This is a genomic window from Epibacterium ulvae (genome assembly GCF_900102795.1).
Lineage (GTDB): Bacteria > Pseudomonadota > Alphaproteobacteria > Rhodobacterales > Rhodobacteraceae > Epibacterium > Epibacterium ulvae.
Window position 1 is genome coordinate 111,454 of sequence record NZ_FMWG01000003.1, and the last position, 18,644, is coordinate 130,097.

18 protein-coding genes and 2 tRNA genes are annotated in these 18,644 nt (G+C 50.8%); 11 read left to right on the forward strand and 9 right to left on the reverse strand.

Going from position 1 to position 18,644, the window contains the following annotated elements; translation table 11 throughout:
- Window positions 1–69: 69 nt before the first annotated feature.
- Together BLP79_RS05510 and BLP79_RS05515 are read left to right on the forward strand one after the other, a co-directional pair.
- Window positions 70–708, forward strand: a complete 639-nt coding sequence (locus BLP79_RS05510) for a DNA-3-methyladenine glycosylase family protein (protein ID WP_170830453.1) — start codon at window positions 70–72, stop codon at window positions 706–708.
- Window positions 705–1,370 carry an alpha/beta hydrolase gene (locus tag BLP79_RS05515; protein ID WP_090217132.1) on the forward strand — a complete coding sequence of 222 codons (666 nt, stop codon included), beginning with the start codon at window positions 705–707 and terminating at the stop codon, window positions 1,368–1,370. Before BLP79_RS05510 ends, BLP79_RS05515 begins: the two co-directional genes overlap by 4 nt.
- An 11-nt stretch (window positions 1,371–1,381) precedes the next feature.
- Here the strand turns inward: BLP79_RS05515 and BLP79_RS05520 are convergent, their stop codons facing one another.
- Window positions 1,382–2,128 carry a pseudouridine synthase gene (locus tag BLP79_RS05520; protein ID WP_090217134.1) on the reverse strand — a complete coding sequence of 249 codons (747 nt, stop codon included), beginning with the start codon at window positions 2,126–2,128 and terminating at the stop codon, window positions 1,382–1,384.
- 215 nt (window positions 2,129–2,343) lie between these two features.
- On the opposite strand from BLP79_RS05520, the gene BLP79_RS05525 reads away from it, so the two are divergent.
- Window positions 2,344–2,928, forward strand: coding sequence for an HNH endonuclease (locus BLP79_RS05525; protein ID WP_090217136.1), 585 nt, complete (start codon window positions 2,344–2,346; stop codon window positions 2,926–2,928).
- Between the two features lie 82 nt (window positions 2,929–3,010).
- On the opposite strand, the gene BLP79_RS05530 is transcribed toward BLP79_RS05525, so the two are convergent.
- Genes BLP79_RS05530 through rocF form a run of 3 tightly spaced genes read right to left on the reverse strand, consistent with a single transcriptional unit; the run spans window position 3,011 to window position 5,920 of the window.
- On the reverse strand, window positions 3,011–4,057 hold the full coding sequence (locus BLP79_RS05530; protein WP_090217137.1) for an ornithine cyclodeaminase: 1,047 nt from the start codon (window positions 4,055–4,057) through the stop codon (window positions 3,011–3,013).
- Window positions 4,058–4,082: 25 nt separating this feature from the next.
- On the reverse strand, window positions 4,083–4,997 hold the full coding sequence (ctlX, locus tag BLP79_RS05535) for a citrulline utilization hydrolase CtlX (protein ID WP_090217139.1): 915 nt from the start codon (window positions 4,995–4,997) through the stop codon (window positions 4,083–4,085).
- A complete protein-coding gene (rocF, locus tag BLP79_RS05540) occupies window positions 4,994–5,920 on the reverse strand; it encodes an arginase (protein WP_090217603.1) in 927 nt (308 codons plus the stop codon). Before rocF ends, ctlX begins: the two co-directional genes overlap by 4 nt.
- A gap of 117 nt (window positions 5,921–6,037) precedes the next feature.
- Between rocF and BLP79_RS05545 the strand changes: the two genes are divergently transcribed.
- The gene (locus tag BLP79_RS05545) at window positions 6,038–6,463 is read left to right on the forward strand and encodes an Lrp/AsnC family transcriptional regulator (protein WP_090217605.1); all 426 of its coding nucleotides are present in this window, start codon (window positions 6,038–6,040) and stop codon (window positions 6,461–6,463) included.
- Window positions 6,464–6,666: 203 nt separating this feature from the next.
- Window positions 6,667–7,047, forward strand: a complete 381-nt coding sequence (locus BLP79_RS05550; protein WP_139163172.1) for a hypothetical protein — start codon at window positions 6,667–6,669, stop codon at window positions 7,045–7,047.
- A gap of 69 nt (window positions 7,048–7,116) precedes the next feature.
- Here BLP79_RS05550 and BLP79_RS05555 read toward each other — a convergent pair.
- Window positions 7,117–7,202: transfer RNA gene (locus tag BLP79_RS05555), tRNA-Leu, on the reverse strand.
- A 242-nt stretch (window positions 7,203–7,444) separates the two neighbouring features.
- Between BLP79_RS05555 and BLP79_RS05560 the strand changes: the two genes are divergently transcribed.
- The 5 genes from BLP79_RS05560 to BLP79_RS05580 all read left to right on the forward strand — a co-directional run bounded on the left by BLP79_RS05560 (window position 7,445) and on the right by BLP79_RS05580 (window position 12,046).
- Complete coding sequence (locus BLP79_RS05560) at window positions 7,445–8,059, forward strand: exopolysaccharide biosynthesis protein (RefSeq protein ID WP_090217142.1); 615 nt, start codon at window positions 7,445–7,447, stop codon at window positions 8,057–8,059.
- An 88-nt stretch (window positions 8,060–8,147) separates the two neighbouring features.
- A complete protein-coding gene (locus BLP79_RS05565) occupies window positions 8,148–8,615 on the forward strand; it encodes a disulfide bond formation protein B (protein ID WP_090217144.1) in 468 nt (155 codons plus the stop codon).
- Window positions 8,616–8,638: 23 nt separating this feature from the next.
- Window positions 8,639–9,247, forward strand: a complete 609-nt coding sequence (locus BLP79_RS05570; protein ID WP_090217146.1) for a carboxymuconolactone decarboxylase family protein — start codon at window positions 8,639–8,641, stop codon at window positions 9,245–9,247.
- 180 nt (window positions 9,248–9,427) lie between these two features.
- Entirely contained in the window at window positions 9,428–10,588 is a 1,161-nt protein-coding gene (locus tag BLP79_RS05575) for a winged helix-turn-helix domain-containing protein (RefSeq protein WP_090217606.1), read from the forward strand.
- 105 nt (window positions 10,589–10,693) lie between these two features.
- Window positions 10,694–12,046 (forward strand): hypothetical protein, encoded by a 1,353-nt coding sequence (locus tag BLP79_RS05580; protein WP_090217148.1) that lies wholly within the window; start codon window positions 10,694–10,696, stop codon window positions 12,044–12,046.
- A gap of 188 nt (window positions 12,047–12,234) precedes the next feature.
- Here the strand turns inward: BLP79_RS05580 and BLP79_RS05585 are convergent, their stop codons facing one another.
- The 4 genes from BLP79_RS05585 to mepK all read right to left on the reverse strand — a co-directional run bounded on the left by BLP79_RS05585 (window position 12,235) and on the right by mepK (window position 16,608).
- Window positions 12,235–13,428: a hypothetical protein gene (locus BLP79_RS05585; protein WP_090217150.1), complete on the reverse strand. Its 1,194-nt coding sequence runs from the start codon at window positions 13,426–13,428 to the stop codon at window positions 12,235–12,237.
- Between the two features lie 467 nt (window positions 13,429–13,895).
- Window positions 13,896–15,401 (reverse strand): hypothetical protein, encoded by a 1,506-nt coding sequence (locus BLP79_RS05590; RefSeq protein ID WP_090217152.1) that lies wholly within the window; start codon window positions 15,399–15,401, stop codon window positions 13,896–13,898.
- 406 nt (window positions 15,402–15,807) lie between these two features.
- Window positions 15,808–15,884: transfer RNA gene (locus tag BLP79_RS05595), tRNA-Arg, on the reverse strand.
- 154 nt (window positions 15,885–16,038) lie between these two features.
- Window positions 16,039–16,608, reverse strand: coding sequence for a peptidoglycan L,D-endopeptidase MepK (mepK, locus tag BLP79_RS05600; RefSeq protein WP_090217154.1), 570 nt, complete (start codon window positions 16,606–16,608; stop codon window positions 16,039–16,041).
- Between the two features lie 374 nt (window positions 16,609–16,982).
- Between mepK and BLP79_RS05605 the strand changes: the two genes are divergently transcribed.
- Window positions 16,983–18,608, forward strand: coding sequence for a L,D-transpeptidase family protein (locus BLP79_RS05605; RefSeq protein ID WP_090217155.1), 1,626 nt, complete (start codon window positions 16,983–16,985; stop codon window positions 18,606–18,608).
- The last annotated feature ends 36 nt before the right edge of the window (window positions 18,609–18,644 follow it).

An 18,644-nucleotide genomic window follows, 5' to 3' on the forward strand; every position in this document is an offset into this window, starting at 1 on the left:
GTGTCAGATCCCGCACAAGATGTGTATTTGTACTGCGTACAATTCGCCGCAGCAGTAAATGAGGTTCCTGTGAGACATGATATCGGTAAGATCATTAAAACGCAGGCTTGCGTTGAAGAGGGGGCAGCGTGGCTTGCGGCACAAGATCCACGGTTTGCACAGGCGCTTGCACAAACCGGGCCACTTCCGTTGCGCCGCAAACCAGATGGATTTGCCCAGCTGTTGAGCGCAATTGTCAGCCAGCAGGTTTCCGTTGCATCAGCAAATGCCATCTGGGGGCGGATGAACGCAGCCGGGTTGACAGGACCACGTAAAATCAAATGGGCAAGCGATGACGATTTGCGCGCAGCTGGGCTGAGCCGACAGAAAATCAGATATGCCCGCGCGTTGTCTGACGCTGGCATCAACTACAAAGCCCTTCGTGACACTCCAACACAGGAGGTCATTGCCACCTTAACGCAAGTGTCAGGAATCGGTGTCTGGACAGCTGAAATTTACGCGATGTTTTCACTGGGACGGGCCGATGTTTTTGCACCGGGTGATTTGGCCCTGCAAGAAGCTGCCCGTATCTTGTTTGATATGGAGGCACGCCCAAAGGAAAAACAACTGCGCAAAATGGCTGAGGACTGGTCCCCGTGGCGATCGGTTGCAGCGCGGCTCTTGTGGGCCTATTACCATGTGGCAAAAGACAGGGAAGGGATCCGATGACACGCGTACTAACTGCCGGGCGCAAAGAACCGCTTTCGGAGGACACCCGATCCATTGTTGTATTTGTTCATGGCTACGGTGCCAATGGTGCAGACTTACTTGGGCTTGCTGATCCGTTGGCAGAACATCTGCCCGACACCCTGTTTGTGGCGCCAGATGCACCAGAAGCCTGTGCAGGCGCGCCAATGGGCTTTCAGTGGTTTCCGATCCCTTGGATTGATGGCTCCTCAGAAGAAGAATCTGAACGTGGGATGCATGCCGCTGTTGAAGATCTGAATGCCTTCCTGGATGCGCTGATGGTCGATGAAGACGTCTTGCCAGAGCAGGTCGTTCTATTTGGTTTTAGTCAGGGCACAATGATGAGCCTGCATGTGGCGCCTCGGCGCGAAGATGCAGTTGCCGGATTGGTTGGCTTTTCTGGTCGCCTGTTGCGCCCCGAACTCCTGAAAGACGAAGCCGTCAGCCGGATGCCTGTTTTGCTGGTCCATGGTGATCAGGATGATGTGGTTCCAGTGCAATCCCTGCCCGAAGCGGCACAAGCACTGCAAGATGCCGAATTTAAAGATGTTTATGCCCATGTCATGAAGGGGACTGGACACGGTATCGACCCTGACGGTTTGGGTGTTGCACTTGCCTTTATGCGGGACGTTTTAAGCCTGTAACGTTTTAAAAACTAAGATGGGCTGCGCCGCGATTTGTGGCGCGGCTTTTTAGCCTTTAAACGACCTTCAGTCGGGCCGGGTTTTTGCCCGCGATATGCAGCGTGCTCTGGCGTCAAAGGCCCGCTCTTTTTCCGCGCACGCGACTTTGCAACAGCTGTATTGCCACGAGCTGGCTTAAACGAAGGTTTGGCGGGGCCAGGAACATGCGGCACTTCAAGATCATCCCATTTGGCCTGTGACAGGCCATCAAGGGTCCAAATCCCAATACTATAGCGGATCAAACGCAGGGTGGGATGACCGATTGCGGCGGTCATCCGGCGCACCTGCCGATTGCGGCCTTCGGTTATGGTCAGCGCAATCCAGCTGTCTGGTATGGATTTGCGCACCCGAATAGGGGGCGTGCGCGCCCAAAGATCTGCAGGTTCATCCATTAGGTCGGCTTTGGCTGGACGCGTCATACCATCCTTTAGCGCAACCCCGTTACGCAACGCTTGCAACGCCGCGGCATCTGGTTCGCCTTCCACCTGAACCCAATAGGTTTTGGGCATCTTATGCGCTGGGTCACTGATCCATGCCTGCAAACGCCCCGTGTCGGTTAACAACATCAAACCTTCGCTGTCACGATCCAATCGTCCTGCTGGATAAACGTCAGGGCAGTCTATAAAATCGCTCAGCGTTTTGCGGGGAGTCTCCTGACCGCGATCTGTAAATTGCGGCAGAACATCAAAAGGTTTGTTAAAGCGAATGAGACGGGCCATGGCGAGGCAATACGCCGCTGAGCCTGCGCTGACAAGGTCCGGATTTCTATCGATAGCCGTCATGTGACTGTCACGGAATCACCCTAGACCAAACGTCGCATCGTGGGATCTAGGGGCTTGTCAGCTTTAAACCACGATATATAGTCATAGAAGACAGGGGCGGGTTCCCCGCCTTGAGGCCAGAACAGGCAGAGATAACAAGGACGTCATTCCCAATGGATGGTGATTTTAGGACTGAATTTGTACGTGAACCCGGTGCGTTGAAACATCACCCAGCTTTGGTGTTAAACGCAGACTACAGGCCGTTGTCTTATTATCCGCTTTCGCTTTGGCCATGGCAAGACGCTGTAAAAGCCGCATGGATGGAGCGCGTTGATATCGTTGCGGAATATGACATCACCGTGCGCAGTCCAAGTACCGAAATTCGAATACCTTCGGTTGTTGTCCTGAAAGATTTTGTAACTCCTAGAAAGCGCGTGGCCTTCACGCGCTTTAATTTATTTTTGCGGGATGAATTTCGCTGCCAGTACTGCGGTGCCAAAGGAGATCTGACGTTTGATCATGTGGTGCCACGCGCGGCCGGCGGTATCACCAGCTGGGAAAACGTGGTTGCGGCCTGTAGTTCATGCAATCTGAAGAAGGGTTCAAAATCCCTGCACCGGGTCGGCATGTCGCTGCGCAAGCCACCACGACAGCCAAATGCTGAAGAATTACGCAATATGGGGCGAAAGTTTCCACCTAACCATCTGCATGACAGCTGGATGGACTTTCTTTACTGGGATACCGAACTCGACGCTTAGCCTGTTCTAAATGGGGCAGCCGCAGGCCCATAGGCCTGCGGCAGGTTTGTGTGTGTCAGTCACAAAAATTATGACTGAGCGTTTACGCGTTTGAGCGTTGCACCATTCCAAACAAATCGCGCGGATCGTCTGGATCCGCAAGCATGTCCAGCTCTTCGCAAAAATCAGAGCCGGTGACCCGATCACGAATATAGCGCAGCGCCGAGAAATCCTCGGTGGCAAAGCCGACGCCATCAAACAGGGTGATCTGTTTGTCATCCCGGCGACCCGGTTTCTGGCCCAGGATAACCTCCCACATTTCAGTGACCGGGAAATCATCCGCCATCTGTTGGATTTCTCCTTCAATGCGGGTTTGTTCCGGAAATTCCACGAAAACATCCGCGCGTTCCAGAATACCTGCAGCAAGCTCTGTCTTGCCGGGACAATCGCCACCGATGGCATTGATGTGCACGCCCGCGCCCACCATGTTGTCGCTTAGAATTGTTGCACTCTTTTTGTCAGCCGTACAGGTTGTCAGAATTTGCGCACCTTGGATGGCTTCTTCAGGTGTGGCGCATTTCGTCACGTTCACACCCATTTTAGACAGGTTGCGCGCGCATTTCTCAGTCGCGGCCGGATCAATATCGTAAAGACGCACATTTTCCAGACCAATGATCGCTTTCATCGCCAAGGTCTGAAATTCAGACTGGGCCCCATTGCCGATCATCGCCATGGTTTTTGATCCCTTCGGAGCCAGATGTTTGGCCACCATCGCCGAGGTCGCCGCCGTGCGCAGCGCCGTCAACAGGGTCATTTCCGACAGCAAAACCGGATAACCTGTATATACATCTGCAAGCAACCCAAAGGCCGTGACAGTCTGCAGCCCTTCTTTGGTATTTTTAGGGTGACCGTTGACGTATTTAAAGCCATAGGCCTCACCATCTGAGGTTGGCATCAGTTCGATGACGCCCACGTCCGAATGGCTTGCAACACGTGGCGTTTTGTCAAACAGCTCCCAGCGTTTGAAATCTTCTTCGATGTAATCGGCGATTTCGCGCAAAATCTGTTCAATTCCAACGTGATGTACAAGGCGCATCATGTTGTCGACACTTACAAAAGGCACAAGCGCCTTATCAGAGGGTTGGGTCATTGGTCTAACTCTCAAAATGGGATCTTCAACGTGCGCTCAGGTGAACGCCCGCAATCATACAGCGGACAGAACCGCCGGCGGTTTCGATGGTGGGAACGCTCAATGGCAATAGGCTTGCGGATTGCTCAATGATCGCGATTTGCGCAGCTGTAAGTGCTGCAAGCGCGCGCGCCGAAAGTGCTAGAACGCGTGTTTTACCGGTCAATTCAATGGCGTTTCCTGCAAATTCAGTGATCTGATCCATCGTCAGATCAATCACCCTGCGTCCTGTTTCTTCAAGGCGCTGTTTGACCTCAGCGCGACGTGCCGTATCGGTGATCATATCCAGGCAGATCAGTGCGTAATCCGTGCCAATCCCCATCAGAACATTGGTGTGATAGATATCACGCCCGGCACTGTCCTTGGCATCAAAGGCCATCGGTTCAAAATTGAAATGCGTACAGAACCGTTCCAACAGAACCGGATCTGCCCGATTGGATTTCGCCACGTAGGCAATGCGACCAATATGATCAAGCACCATCGCGCCGGTGCCTTCTAGGGAGAGGTTGTCTTGTTCAAGACCGGAGTAATCGATGACGTCCTGAACCCGATAACTGTGTTTTAGTGTTTCGATCACATCCCAGCGGCGTTCCTTGCGGCGGTTGGGCGCATACATGGGATATAGTGCAATATGGCCACCCGCATGCGTGGAAAACCAGTTATTGGGAAAAACACTGTCAGGCGTTTCTGTTCCTGTATCATCAAAGACATGCACCGTCACACCAGCCTCGCGCAATTGCGCAACAGCGGCGTCAAATTCCGCGAGCGCACTTTCGGCGGTCGCGTTTTCACTGCTTCGGCTCAGCGTTTGGAACGCGTTGTCATCTCGGGTTTCGGGGTTGGAATGGAAATGGTGAGGACGGATCATCACCACAGCCCTGGGGGCTTGCATCGTATTCATGAAAAGCTCCGGGTTACACGATCAAAGACCCGGCGCCCCAGCGTAGAGGCGCACAGATCAACCATAAGATGCGCGGTACGTCCGCGTTCATCCAAAAACGGATTTAGTTCAACAAGATCCATAGACGTCACCAAGCCGCTGTCATGCAGGATTTCCCCCACCAGATGCGCCTCACGCACGGTTGCACCACCAGGAACCGTGGTTCCGACCGCCGGAGCCGCCGCTGGATCTAGAAAATCAACGTCCCAGGACACATGCAACATGCCGTTGGCTGCATTGACAGCTTCCAGAAATCGATTGAGCGGCGCACTGATACCGTTTTCATCGATGTCGCGCATATCGTAACGCTGGATTTCGGTATGCTGCATCGCGGTGCGCTCGGCCGTATCCACCGATCGCAATCCCATCATACAGATCTGGTGATAGGGCACCGGATTCTGAACCGTTGGAAAGCCCTCAAAATCGGTGCCGCCTGTAAAGTAATTCACGGGCGTGCCGTGGAGATTGCCGCTGTCCGTTGTCACCGGGGTGTGGAAGTCAGAATGCGCATCAAGCCACAGCACGAATTGTGGGCGACCTTGGGATGCTGCGTAATTTGCCACACCTGTCACAGACCCCATAGCAAGCGCATGATCGCCCCCTAGGAAAATAGGTAAGCCGCGCGCCATTGCTGTTTCTGCGATCTCTGCCAGACTTTTTGTCCAACCGATGGTTTCATTCAATGCATGTAGTTTTGCATCAGGCTGGTCTGGAACAAAGGGGCAGGGGGCCTGATTGCCAAGATCTTCGACGTGATGCCCCAAATCTGCTAAAGCATCGATCAAACCAGCAGTACGATACGCATCTGGTCCCATCAAACATCCGTTGCGACGTTTCCCGCTATCGACCGGGGCCCCAATCAGGATACAGTTCTGTTTATCCATCGCCTTAAAACTCCGGCTTTCATCTTTGAACTCTCTTAGAAATTCATCCATTTCGTGCTGGATACTAGGGATCATTTTGTGCAAAACGGACCCTGTATGATCAATATGGAGATCAGTATGGACAAAATGGACGAAAAATTGATCGCAGCCTTGCGACATGACGCGCGCGCGTCTCTTTCTGATCTTGCATTGCAGCTAAACCTGTCGCGCACAACAGTGCGGACACGTATCGAACGTCTGCAAGCCAAGGGTGAAATTCTTGGCTTTACCGTTGTGATGAAAGAAGATGTCCTAAAAGATCCGGTGCGCGGATTGATGATGGTTGGCATTGAAGGCCGCGGTGCCAATCGGATCGTTCGTCAACTGCAAGGCCTGTCAGAGGTTCGCGCCATCAACACAACCAATGGCCGCTGGGATTTAATCCTGGAACTCGGGACAGAAACTCTGGAAGATCTGGATGCCGCTTTGTCGAAAATACGTCAAATCGAAGGGGTTATGACCAGCGAAACCAATCTGTTGCTGGCCACAAAGAAAAGCGTCTGACCCGCAGACCAAACCAATAGCGCCCGTCGGCGAGGTGCGCATTTAATGCCCGGCACGCGTTCGTTTTAATTGATGTTGCGCGACGCGTGAATGGCGGTTTTTGATCCGCTGGACGGTTCAGCCCCAATGCCATAGCGCTGTCTTCCTTTTGCGCTGACTAAATCTCTGGGCGAACGCGCATCGGCGCAACGGGAGAGAGTTTCTTGTTTATTGGGTTATGCCTGATCTCGGGCAGCGAACCACCATACGACCAACGCTGCGACGACCATCTCACCCCATGCCTTCGGCAAACTAAAGTCAAAACCGTGAAAATCGGTCAGCACATGAATGATCCGGCCCGTCTTGAGCGCCACAAAGCAAATGTAAAGATTTCCAAGATTTCTTTGAAGTTCACCAATACATCGAAAGAACTTTGCAATGATACACTAGCCGTTTTGGGGTGCATCTGGCTGCAAGCCTCCCATGCGCGTGTGGGGGCGGGGCTGTTGAAAGGCAGTCCTCTAGGTGCACCGCCAAATCCGGCGCAAAATTCAGAAATTACCATCAAAAGAACAAAAGGTAGACAGAACATGAAGTGGGAGTGAGGTGTGGGAGTAACTTAACCCCACGGGCGGGCATGAGGCGCGACTATCCTCATAAACCCTTAAAAATATTGGTACCCAAGGCCGGACTCGAACCGGCACGCTGTCACCAGCGGGGGATTTTGAATCCCCTGCGTCTACCATTCCGCCACTTGGGCCGCGTGAGACACCTCTTAGACAAGTCTTTGACAAAGGACAAGAGCTGAACAGCTACTTTTTTCCGATTATTTCCAAGGTTATAGTCAGCGCTGAAATTGAACCGGAATTACACCCATCAGTATATCATTGCGCGACCAGCACCGCTCCATGTGGTTGTGGACTGGGACTGGTCGTCAGCACATAGATTTGCTAGGCGAGGGGCGGGGGAGTGACATTTTGGTGAGCGTAAGGAATTTACACAATGACAGCGACAACATCCCAGGGCCTGGCTATATCCGAGCGCCTCGTCAGGCTGGGTGAAGAGGCTGAGACCGAGCAGGTCTCGTTGAATTGGATCCTGTCGCAATTGCACGAACGCGCCTTTGGTCTGTTCCTTCTGATCTTAGCTTTGCCATGCTGCATTCCATTTCTTTATGGCGTACCTCAAATTGTCTCTTTGCCGTTAATGTTCATATCGGCTCAGATCTTGATAGGACGACGGATGCCATGGCTGCCCGGCTCTCTTGGAGGGCGTACCGTTTCGGCGGAAGGCCTGCGGCGTCTTTCCGATCGTGCCGGGCCTTGGTTGCGGCGCATCGAAGGCCTGAGCAAACCAAGGCTCAGCGCTTTGACAACCTCTCCACTGGATCGTGCGGTCGGCGCTGCACTTGTGCTGTTTAGCGCCTCCATTCTTGTGCCATTGCCTGGTACCAACACAGTGCCTGGTTTTGCGGTCGTGGTTGTTGCAATGGGGTTGTTGCAACGGGACGGCATTATGGTCGTGATTGGGTCGCTTCTTGGCACAGCATGGATCGCATCGTTGATTTTCGCTGGAGCGAGTCTGATTAGTTTGATCAAAACTTGGCTGGGGCTTTGACGCTTTTGTCGCATGGGCATTTTCATGTAGCAGCGCGAATATTCGCGCAAACGCAACACGATATAGGTTGCAAATTTATGAGGACGACATGAGCCGATTTTTAATATTCATCGCAGCGCTGGGTTCTGCTGCGCTTCTTGTGGGCGCCTTCGGGTTTCAGCACCTGGGCGGGTTTGCCCCCTGTAAAATGTGTATTTGGCAACGCTATCCCCATGCAATTGCCATCGGAATTGGTGTGCTTGCGACAGTCATTCCGAGTGCCATCTTACCCTATCTTGGCGCCTTAGCTGCGCTGTCAACTGCTGGCATTGGCGCTTTCCACTTTGGTGTAGAACAAGAATGGTGGGAGGGGCCATCAACCTGTACGTCTGGACCTATTGGCAATTTAACCCCAGAACAGCTGATGGAGCAGATCATGACCGCACCTTTGGTGCGTTGTGATGAAATTGCCTGGTCGTTTATGAACATCTCGATGGCAGGTTGGAACGCAATTGCCTCATTTGCACTGGCCATTCTTTGGATTTCTGCTGCGCGACACATTCAAAAAGCTATTTAAACTCGACACTAAGGAGCGAGCTCATGTCATGGATTGAAACAATCCCATTTGAAAAGGCAACCGGGAAGCTGAAAATGCTCTATGAGCGCGTGACCGGCCCTAATCAAAATGTCGATAATATCATGATGGCGCACTCGCTACGGCCGCATACGATGGAAGGCCATATGGCCATCTATAAATATGTGCTGCACCACAGTGGCAACACCGTGCCTAAATGGTTTCTTGAAGTATTGGGTGTCTGGGTCAGCCAGCTCAACACATGCGCCTATTGTGTTGATCATCACTTTGCTGGAATGAAACGGCTTCTTGGGGATGATGCACGTGCAGAGGCAATTGGCGAAGCCATTGTAAATCTTGATATTGATGCCGTGCCCGTTGATGCGGCCCAACGGCAAGCCATGCGATATGCTCAAAAGCTGACGCAGACCCCTGGCCAGATGGTCGAGGCTGATATACAGGCGTTGCGCGATTGCGGTTTTGACGATGGGCAAATTCTAGAGATCAATCAGGTCACAGCTTATTTTTCCTATGCAAACCGGACCGTTCTGGGGCTTGGGTGTTCCACACAGGGTGATATTCTTGGCCTAAGCCCAAACAACTCTGAGAACCCCGAAGACTGGGGCCACTCCTAAAAGCGCTTTACACAGGAACACTCATGTTTGGCGTCTCTTTGTTCTTCATAAGAGGTGCCACATACGCGCCCGATTTCACGGCGCACATTTTTTCGATCACAACAGAGCCCGTCTTCATTTATCTCTTTCCCTTGCGCGCAGCTTGTGGAACAAAACGAGAATACACAGGGAGACAGAATGATGGCGCGTCTAAAAATAGACAATAAAACAGCACGGGCCTTATGGCTGACCTCACATAGGCTTGCCCAAACTCCGACCGGACCCTTGGACGTATTGGACCTGATCAAGGATCTTGGGTTTGTACAACTGGACACCATCCAAGTGATCTCACGTGCCCATCATCATATCTTGTGGAGCCGCAATCAAAACTACCGCGAGCCGATGCTCAATCAATTGCTGCAGGACAAGCGCGCTGTGTTTGAACATTTCACGCATGATGCTTCCGTCTTGCCTATGCAATTTTTGCCGATGTGGGCACGGCAATTTCAACGCAAGAAAGATCAGGTGGGGCGTTCAAACTGGTTTGGAAAACACTTAGACCCTGATCTCATCGCGGAGGTCTTACACAAAGTGACACAAGACGGACCAGTTTCAACGCAGGATTTCACAACAAAAGTCAACGGTGAAAAGAAAATGTGGCAACGGCCGCCACATAAGATGGTTCTTGATTACTTGTGGTATGCCGGTGAATTAGCGACCTCACACCGGGAGGGGTTCACAAAATTCTATGATCTGGCAGATCGCGTTTTCCCATCGGATCAGGATATCTTATCTGATGAAGAGCAAGTTGATCATCTGTGCCATAGCGCGCTTGATCGTATTGGTTTTGGAACCTTAACAGAAATCCGTAAATTCTGGGACGCCAGCGATGCCGCTGAGGTCAAAGCCTGGGCAGAGCGCGCCCGCTCTAAATTGGTTGACGTAGAGATCCAGAGCGCTGATGGCAGCTGGAGCGAGGCCTGGGCCTGCAGCGACATCACCGCGCGTATCGCAGCCCTTACAAAACCCACTGCACGCCTGCGCATCTTGAACCCATTTGACCCGGCAATCCGAGACCGAAACCGTTTGTCGCGCCTGTTTGGCTTTGATTACACCGTCGAAATGTTTGTCCCAGCCGCCAAACGCAAATGGGGGTATTATGTCTATCCTTTGTTGGAAGGTGATCGCTTTGTTGGCCGTATCGAAGCCAAGGGAGATCGTGGGCGAAAGACCTTGACCCTTACCAACTTTTGGGTCGAACACCCCAGACTGGAAACCCCAGCACGTACAGCAAAGCTTGAGGCGGAACTAAACCGGCTTGCAAAACTTGCTGGCTTAGAACAGGTGGTTTGGAGCGTTTGACTTTTGGTTCTCGCTCAATCGCCACGAAATAAGAAAAATTAATAGTCGCTTCTCTTCATGTCACACTAACCTATGGGAATAATTTTATAGATTTGAGGTCTTGAAATGGGTATATTTGGGCTTGGCCGGGCGGCGAAACAGCAAAACATTGCTCCAAGTAATGTCGAACAACCCAGCAAGAAAAAGTTTAAACTCAAGCTTAAATCACACGCACAACAAGCTGCCCCTGCAGAGCAGAAGACGCGCAAAGCCAAACATTCAAACCCCTTTGCAGAAGCTGGTCGCAATCTCAAAGCTAAAATGCATCGCAGCAGCAAGCCGAAAGAACCCCAAAGTGCCTTTGAAATGGCAGACAATATGTCTGGAAAAAAGAAACGTGTGGCAGAATGGGTTGCAATGAATCCGATTGAAGCCATCGATCTGATTGAGGCCAAAAAGCTTTCAAAAAGTGATGCCAAGGTCGCTGAAAAAATCCTCAGCGCCATGGGCCTTGGACAAGCGGATCGTGCGCAAAGCGCTAAAGACGCGGTCGCGGATACTGCTCGGTCAAATCCACTGCTCGCGATAAAGGTGCTGGAGTCCGGTACGAATGTCTCAGCAGAAGACCGGGAAATCATGGAAACCGCGCTATCTGAGATGGGCCTGGGCAAAAGTGATCGCGAACAAAGCGCAAAAGATGCGGTCGCTGACGCGGCAAAATCAAACCCGTTGCTCGCGATAAATGTGCTGGAATCTGGTGCAAATGTCTCGGCGGAAGATCGGGAAACGATGGAGGCTGCACTATCTGAAATGGGTCTGGGTAAAAATGACCGTGAACAACAGGCGAAAGCCAGTCTGAAAGAGGCCGCTCAATCTAATCCATCCTTGTCTGCGAGCATACTGGACGCCGAGTCCAGTTCATTTTCTGAGGAACAACTCTCCATCATGGAGGAAGGTTTGTCCGAGATGGGCCTCGGAAAAGATGATCGTCAACAAAGCGCGAGAAATGCCCTGAAGGAAGCGGCCCAATCCAATCCACTGTTGGCGCAAAGCATCATCGAGAGCGATACAAGTTCATTTTCAGATGATGAACTTTCACTCATCGATGAAGGGCTGTCAGAGGCAGGTTTCGGGCAAAGCAATCCTTCCCTCGCAGCGGCCAATACTGCGAATACCTCTGCAACCTCTAACCCAGCTGTTTCGACCAGTACGATAGATTCTGATCTGGAATCTTTGTCTGAACTCGAACTTTCAGATGTGCTTTCTGAGCCCACACCAACAAAGCCTGCAATCTCCAATCGCCAATCGCAAATTTTTGGCGAAGCCACCGGGACTGGACCGAAGTTGGCACGACAATTCCCCAACCTGCCAAGCCCGCCAAAAGATCTTCCCACATCGCCTTTTGCCAGCGCCTCCTCGCTTCCTGACCTTGCAGAAGAAGAGCCCGTACCCGCACGCTCAAACCCGATCCCCAGCTAGATCGTATTTCTCTTTTACTCAGTCAGAAGTTTTGGGTCCCGTCTGCGGGCTTCGATGCTCGACACATAGGGCTTAGCTAGGGCAGGATCAGGTGTTTGATCACTAGCTGTTCAAAAAATTGACGGCGTGTCGCAACCGCTGTTCAAAAGTCTTTTTCACAGCGATCGCGTTCATCACAACTTCTCAGCCTAAGCGATGGTACACTGCTCGGCGAGCTGAGACATATAACCCTGTTGCTGGTCAAGTTCTTCAAGATCAGCCTCGGTTTGCATCAGGAAAGTCAGACTTGTCGTATCTAAAACAACACCTGATATTTTCCATTCTTTCTCTGTTATAACAGACATGTCTTGCGCAAAATAGCCGGCTGACTTGCCAAGAGGGGAATCCTTCATAAGTTTGTCTAAAACGCGTTCTGATGCTTCGTCTTCACCATCGAAGCGAATTGTCAGAGGCGCCGCAGGGTTACTTTCATCGCCGTATTCGCTTTTGATCTGTTTAATAACGTCACGCGTTTCTGGGTTCCCGACAACATCAAAAACCAAAGCGTCTAGGCGATCAATGTCTTCTGGTGCCTTTTCCATAAAATGGCTAAGTTGAGCGATGTAGGCATCTGAAGCGTTGAAATGGGGTTCTGCCCTACGGTCTGCAATCTCGACTATGAGCTTGGTGCTTTGCTCATTGGAGTCGATTCTTGAAATGAAAGACGCCCTGCCTTCAGCAGTTTCATGTCCCACAATTGCGCACATTTCTTCAGGATACCCTCTAGGATTGTTGATGGCTTCCTTTGCGGCTGTCACCTTAGTGAGTACCGCATCTTTGGTATTCGTCTTACGGGTTTCTGCTGATGACGTTGCGCCAGGCGCATCATTTCCTGATGGTAAAACACGCGTACTCTGATGGCTTCTGGACGATCCAGCAGCTTCGGATTGCTGCACGCCACCTTTCAGCCCCAGCCGAACAGCTAGCTTGTTTTTGTTATTCAGCAGATATTCGTGATTACTTGCATCTTTGAAATGCGCTCGATCTCCTTCACGATTAACAACCTTATCAACAATGACAGAGCGATTTTTGCCATTGGTCGAAACCGTCACTTCATCACCTGGATATAATTTCCCAGAAATCTCGGAAAATGGATTTTTTGATTGTGCTGTTTCGACTTTGACCGTTGTTTGACTTGAAGCCTCGGCGCGTTTGGCTGCCACCGGTATTTTGCCGGAGGCCTCGGAGAAAATCTGCGCTTGTGTGTTATGCTTTGTTGGCACTTCTTTTGGCGGGGCGGCCAAGGCGGGCGCATGTTTTGTGTTCCGTCTAGAGACCGGGGCACCAATACTGTCATGTGAGGCCAGTTTAGGAGCAGATTGATTTGAATCGATTTTAGACACGAAAACACCTTTTGTTCAGTGTGTTCGAACGTGTTGCCAATGTTGAATATAGAAAAATAGAAAAAACTTATTCATTTATAGTCAATAGAACTTCCGCTTCAAATCAACAGATGTACCTCGGATCAACGCTAAGGCCCCAAGTTCACTAAAAGCTATTGTTTTGTGACGCGTAGCAGAAGCTAAGCAATTCAGCTGACTATTGGGTTATTGTTTTCTATGGCGCACCCATCAGGTTGCAGGCCTCCCATGCGTGCGTGGGGGCGGGGCTGCTGGAAGGCAGTCCTCTAGGTGCACCGCCAAAGCGGCTAGTTCATCATTCAAAAATAACCGAGCAGATACCTTAGAAGATGCCTTAAATCAATGTCGTGGTGCTATCGCGGATCTGCCTGTTCCCCCTCAAACACCAGTCCTATTTTCCGGAGCCACTTCTACCCTGCATGGCGATATAAGAGGACGAGGATGCTGAATTATATTCTGGGTCTTAGGCTCAATTCTATAGTCGCGATTGTCTTACGAAGAATGGTTCGATTTTCGTGCATTTGTCGTGTGCTGTGGGTCTTTGAATCCCCTTTATCGCCCATATGACGCAAGAAACGGGCATAAGCCTCTTTCCCAACGTAGTTTTTCAAGCTTGGGTCATTTTTAAAGTGCGCTAAAAAAGTCTCTCGATCCATTTTCTTTGCGCCCTTGTCCAGTTTTTCCGCCATAGACAATGTGCTTTTTAGCTTATTGATATGGGAGCGACCTGTTTTAGTTTTCTCATCATGTTCTTTGGACACAAAGCCAAAAGTTTCCACAGAGGTATTTTTCTCACCGCGCGATGTTTCGTGTGACTGTCCTGAAGGAGTTACGGGAATAGCTATCATACCAGAAACATTGTTGTTTTCGGTAGTCCGGCGGATCGCAATTTTGGCTTCATCAAAGGAATTTTTGATACGCAAACCGTGCTCAGGATCTAAGTAAAGCCACTTATCTTCATGCGAGATAAGAGTTGTTGAGTGCATAGCCCCAAATTCGTTTTCCAGACTTAAAACAATTGCTTGTCCTTTGTGTGCCTGTGCAAAGTCAGATACTGCTTCAAAGCTTTTTTCATGGTTCAGACCGTTCAGATCTTTGCCCGCGTTGGCCTCTATACCGGCAACCGCTTTTGTCCGGTGCATCGCGTTTTCTAAATTAAAATTTGAATCTCCCTGTTTGTGAGGAACCACTTCTTCATGCATCAAATAGCGGGCATGCAAAAAGTTCGCAGCACTCACAGCTGGGAAATCTTGCGGTGCGGCTGGACGTGCTTCTGAGAAAACTGACGTATTGGTTTCGGTTTTCGGGTATGTCTTAGCAGCATTTTTTGTGACCATAAGTTCAAATGAATTGTCTGGCTGCATTGATGTACGCTCCATGTTGTCCAAAGGATTTGTTTGGGCCAACATATCGAGATCAGAAAGATCAAGATTTTCAATAGATCTTAGGTTCAGAATGAACTGCATAGATTGCCCAAAACAAATCCCATCCCTGAGTGATGCATCAGGATTTGAGGTATCATAAATGCCTATCCGTGTTTGATAGTTGTTTGTCGTTTCGAAAACAAAATCATCAGCCTCAAGCGTATCATATATGTAGTCAACCTCAGTGGCAGAAAGGTCGTCAAACCACATTGAATGGGGCGCATCTTCATCAGAGCTGTGCTGAGAATTACCCTCTCTGACATGAGATCCGCCTATGTTATCTACATAGATATTATCTTCAGAAGATGAGACATCGAGAGAGGAGGAGGCAATAGGTGGTGCGATCGCTGCGCTGGCTGGCGCGTTATAGGATTCACCATTAGCCTCTTGAAATACAAGTCTTTGTCTCTGTCCGGTATCTTGAGCCGCTGGAGCGGTTTGGGTTTGTTTGTTTCGCTGCACCGTTTGGGTTCGAGTTTCAGCCTGTTGAGGCTGCGCTTGTGAAAGTTCACCTGGAGCTCTTATACGCATATCTCAATTCACCCTTTTCGTGTTCCTAAATAGAGAAGAAACCCGGGGTGAATACTGAATTTAAAATAATTGATACTATAAGCGGTTGGCCTTCGAAATTCGGCACAGGGTGCATCTGGCTGCAATCCTCCCATGCGTTCGTGGGGGCGGGGCTGCTGGAAGGCAGTCCTCTAGGTGCACCGCCAAAGCGGCTAGATCGTCATTCCAGAGCGGGCGGCAGGCGCCGGAGTGACGCATATCTACGCAGCGCTGCGTCGGCTGTGGACTTGGCCGCAGAGGTGGAAAGCGTGAAGCAAGGCCAACTGCATCCAAGTCAAAGTATGCGATCAAACGCCAATCGCCTCGGTTTCTGTTCCTAGTAACAGAAATGACCCAAGCTGATAAGTCGTTAAGTGTTTGATTTGTATGGCGCACCCATCAGGATTCGAACCTGAGGCCTCTGCCTTCGGAGGGCAGCGCTCTATCCAGCTGAGCTATGGGTGCCTGTTTTTGGGGTATAACGAGGCGCTCGCGACACTGCAACGACAAAAACAACAGATTTCAAAGTCATAGTGCCTTCTATTCTGTCAAACCCACAAAAATAAAAAACCCTGCACAGAAGGCAGGGCTTAAACAGGACGAAAAGGGTAGGGAGGTTTTATCCACGCCAGCTGCGCACGATCCCGCAGTCCATATGAACGAAGTTTGATCCGTAGTATTTCCCAACACCGCCAGCACGGCAAGAAAGCGCAGCATCCGCCATTTGCGAAACACTGCGTGTTTTCAGCCGTAGATCTGCAGCTTGCCCCTTCATGTGAAGAGATTTCTTTGCCACACCACGTGATCTGCTGCGTAACATCGCATTTGTTTGCGGGCTACGGTAGCCAGACAGCAAAAGATAAGGTTCATCGACATCCATCAAATGATGGGCTGCAGCCATCACATCTACGGTCCGCAGATCAATTGATTTCACCTCGTTAGAACGCCAATCCCGCATGAAATGACTGATTTCGCCAACGGCATCTTTAATATACTGGCCATCAATCCAGTAAATCATATCGATACGTTCGCCTGTGCGGCCTGAATACATACGAAGGCGACGAATATCACCCGCTCCACGTATGAATCCTGCTGCATTTGAAAAAGTGGGGGCTGCTGTCACAGCAGTTGCTGCAAATGCGCCCAACAGTGCACGCCGGGTTAAACCGGTGTTCAAGGTTTCTACCATAGTCACTGCGCCGTCCCGTATACGCTTGTTTCGTTTGTCCTGCCTATGACGCGATGTTACACGTCGGTCGGTTCCCACTTAACCACTGTCATTTCTATCGCACAGCAAGAATCGTCTGCCAAGAATGGAATGAATTTGGTTTCAATTTGGTGGACATTTCGGCAGTTTTTTGCGCAAAGGGGGACCTCAGATACTCTTTTCCCCATAGAACAACGCATTTCCAGACACAAACCGCGACCCAATTACACCACCTGCTTTGGATGCAGGGCAAAATTACCAAACGTGATTGGACACCACCTTGGAATCTTTAAGAAACTCATCTAACGACCGCACTTTCACTAACGTTACAGTTTGCCAAGCAAGGATTGTTGTCCATGACCACTGTTTTACCCCGCAAGACGCGTCACACGATCAAAGCAGGGCTTTTTGCTTTTGCACTGGCCGGGTTTGCATGGGGAATATCAGGCTCCACAGCAACCGCACAGGTCACAGCTTTTAAGCAGGCCGTGGCTGAAGCGGCTTCGGATAATACCGATGTCTCTGCATTTTATCGTGCAAACGGGTATGATGCGATTTGGACAGGATCTGACAAAGCCTCACTCAAACGCCGTCAAGCGCTCTTACAGGCTTTGTTGGATGCACCAGCGCATGGTCTTCCCGATCAAACGTCTATGGTGGCAAAACTTACCGACGCGCTGAAATCCGTTCAGACCACCCGTGACCTAGGTCGTGTCGAAGCCGCCTTAAGCAAGGCCTTCGTCACCTATGCAGAAGACCTGAAAACCGGGATGCTGGTGCCTTCAAAAATTGATGACGGCATGGTGCGCAAAAAAGCGGACCTAGATGCTGAAGCGCTGTTTACAGGGCTTATGGCAGAGCAACCCACCGCATACATGCGCAATCTTGCACCAGATTCACCTCAGTATCGCGCATTGATGCGTGAAAAACAGCGCCTGGAACGGCTTGTGCAAACCGGAGGGTGGGGCCCAACGGTTCCTGCAGGAAAAAAACAGCCTGGTCAAAAAGGCGCGGGCGTTATTGCCTTGCGCAATCGTTTGATCGCCATGGGATATCTGGAGCGCAGCGCCTCTGGAAGTTATGATAGCGCGCTGGAACAAGCTGTTCAGGCCTTTCAGACCGCACATGGACTTGCAGCAGATGGCGTTGCAGGTGACAGCACGTTGAAAGAGATCAATATCTCGCCAAACGCACGCCTGAAATCCGTTATCATCGCAATGGAGCGGGAACGCTGGTTGACCCCTGAACGTGGGGATCGTCATGTTTTGGTGAACCTGACAGATTTCTCTGCGCGGATCATGGATCATGGCGAAATCACATTCCAGACCCGTTCCGTGATTGGCAAAAACACCCATGATCGCCGCACACCTGAATTTTCAGACGTCATGGATCATATGGTGATCAATCCCAGCTGGTATGTGCCGCGTTCTATCGTCACCAAAGAGTATCTGCCAAAGCTGAAAGCCAACCCAAATGCGGTCAGCCATATCCATGTGACAGATAACAAAGGGCGCACTGTCAGCCGTGGTGCCATCGACTTTTCTAAATATACAGCACGCAGCTTCCCGTTCTCGATGCGCCAACCGCCCAGCAAAACAAACGCGCTGGGTTTGGTAAAGTTCATGTTCCCCAACAAATATAACATTTACCTGCATGACTCACCGCAAAAGCATCTTTATCCCCGCGAAGTCCGCGCCTATTCACACGGATGCATTCGCCTAGCAGAACCATTTGAATTTGCTTATGCTTTGCTGGCCAAACAATCAGAAGAGCCCAAGGCATTTTTTGATCGCATCCTGAAATCGGGCAATGAAACACGTGTAAACCTTGAAACACATGTTCCGGTACACCTGATTTACCGCACCGCGTTTGTCCCAAACAAAGGCCCTGTTGAATTCCGCCGCGACGTTTATGGACGAGACGCAAAGGTTTGGGCCGCACTGGAACGGGCAGGGGTGGTCTTGCCCGGCGTTCAAGGGTAAAGATCGGGGCCAGATCATCTATTGAACAAAGGCCCC

Bases quoted from the DNA above. Each gene is read 5' to 3' on its own strand.
- BLP79_RS05515 (WP_090217132.1), top strand. From the start codon at position 705: ATGACACGCGTACTAACTGCCGGGCGCAAAGAACCGCTTTCGGAGGAC.
- BLP79_RS05520 (WP_090217134.1), bottom strand. From the start codon at position 2,128: ATGGCCCGTCTCATTCGCTTTAACAAACCTTTTGATGTTCTGCCGCAA.
- BLP79_RS05525 (WP_090217136.1), top strand. From the start codon at position 2,344: ATGGATGGTGATTTTAGGACTGAATTTGTACGTGAACCCGGTGCGTTG.
- BLP79_RS05530 (WP_090217137.1), bottom strand. From the start codon at position 4,057: ATGACCCAACCCTCTGATAAGGCGCTTGTGCCTTTTGTAAGTGTCGAC.
- ctlX (WP_090217139.1), bottom strand. From the start codon at position 4,997: ATGAATACGATGCAAGCCCCCAGGGCTGTGGTGATGATCCGTCCTCAC.
- rocF (WP_090217603.1), bottom strand. From the start codon at position 5,920: ATGGATAAACAGAACTGTATCCTGATTGGGGCCCCGGTCGATAGCGGG.
- BLP79_RS05545 (WP_090217605.1), top strand. From the start codon at position 6,038: ATGGACAAAATGGACGAAAAATTGATCGCAGCCTTGCGACATGACGCG.
- BLP79_RS05560 (WP_090217142.1), top strand. From the start codon at position 7,445: ATGACAGCGACAACATCCCAGGGCCTGGCTATATCCGAGCGCCTCGTC.
- BLP79_RS05565 (WP_090217144.1), top strand. From the start codon at position 8,148: ATGAGCCGATTTTTAATATTCATCGCAGCGCTGGGTTCTGCTGCGCTT.
- BLP79_RS05570 (WP_090217146.1), top strand. From the start codon at position 8,639: ATGTCATGGATTGAAACAATCCCATTTGAAAAGGCAACCGGGAAGCTG.
- BLP79_RS05575 (WP_090217606.1), top strand. From the start codon at position 9,428: ATGGCGCGTCTAAAAATAGACAATAAAACAGCACGGGCCTTATGGCTG.
- BLP79_RS05580 (WP_090217148.1), top strand. From the start codon at position 10,694: ATGGGTATATTTGGGCTTGGCCGGGCGGCGAAACAGCAAAACATTGCT.
- BLP79_RS05590 (WP_090217152.1), bottom strand. From the start codon at position 15,401: ATGCGTATAAGAGCTCCAGGTGAACTTTCACAAGCGCAGCCTCAACAG.
- mepK (WP_090217154.1), bottom strand. From the start codon at position 16,608: ATGGTAGAAACCTTGAACACCGGTTTAACCCGGCGTGCACTGTTGGGC.
- BLP79_RS05605 (WP_090217155.1), top strand. From the start codon at position 16,983: ATGACCACTGTTTTACCCCGCAAGACGCGTCACACGATCAAAGCAGGG.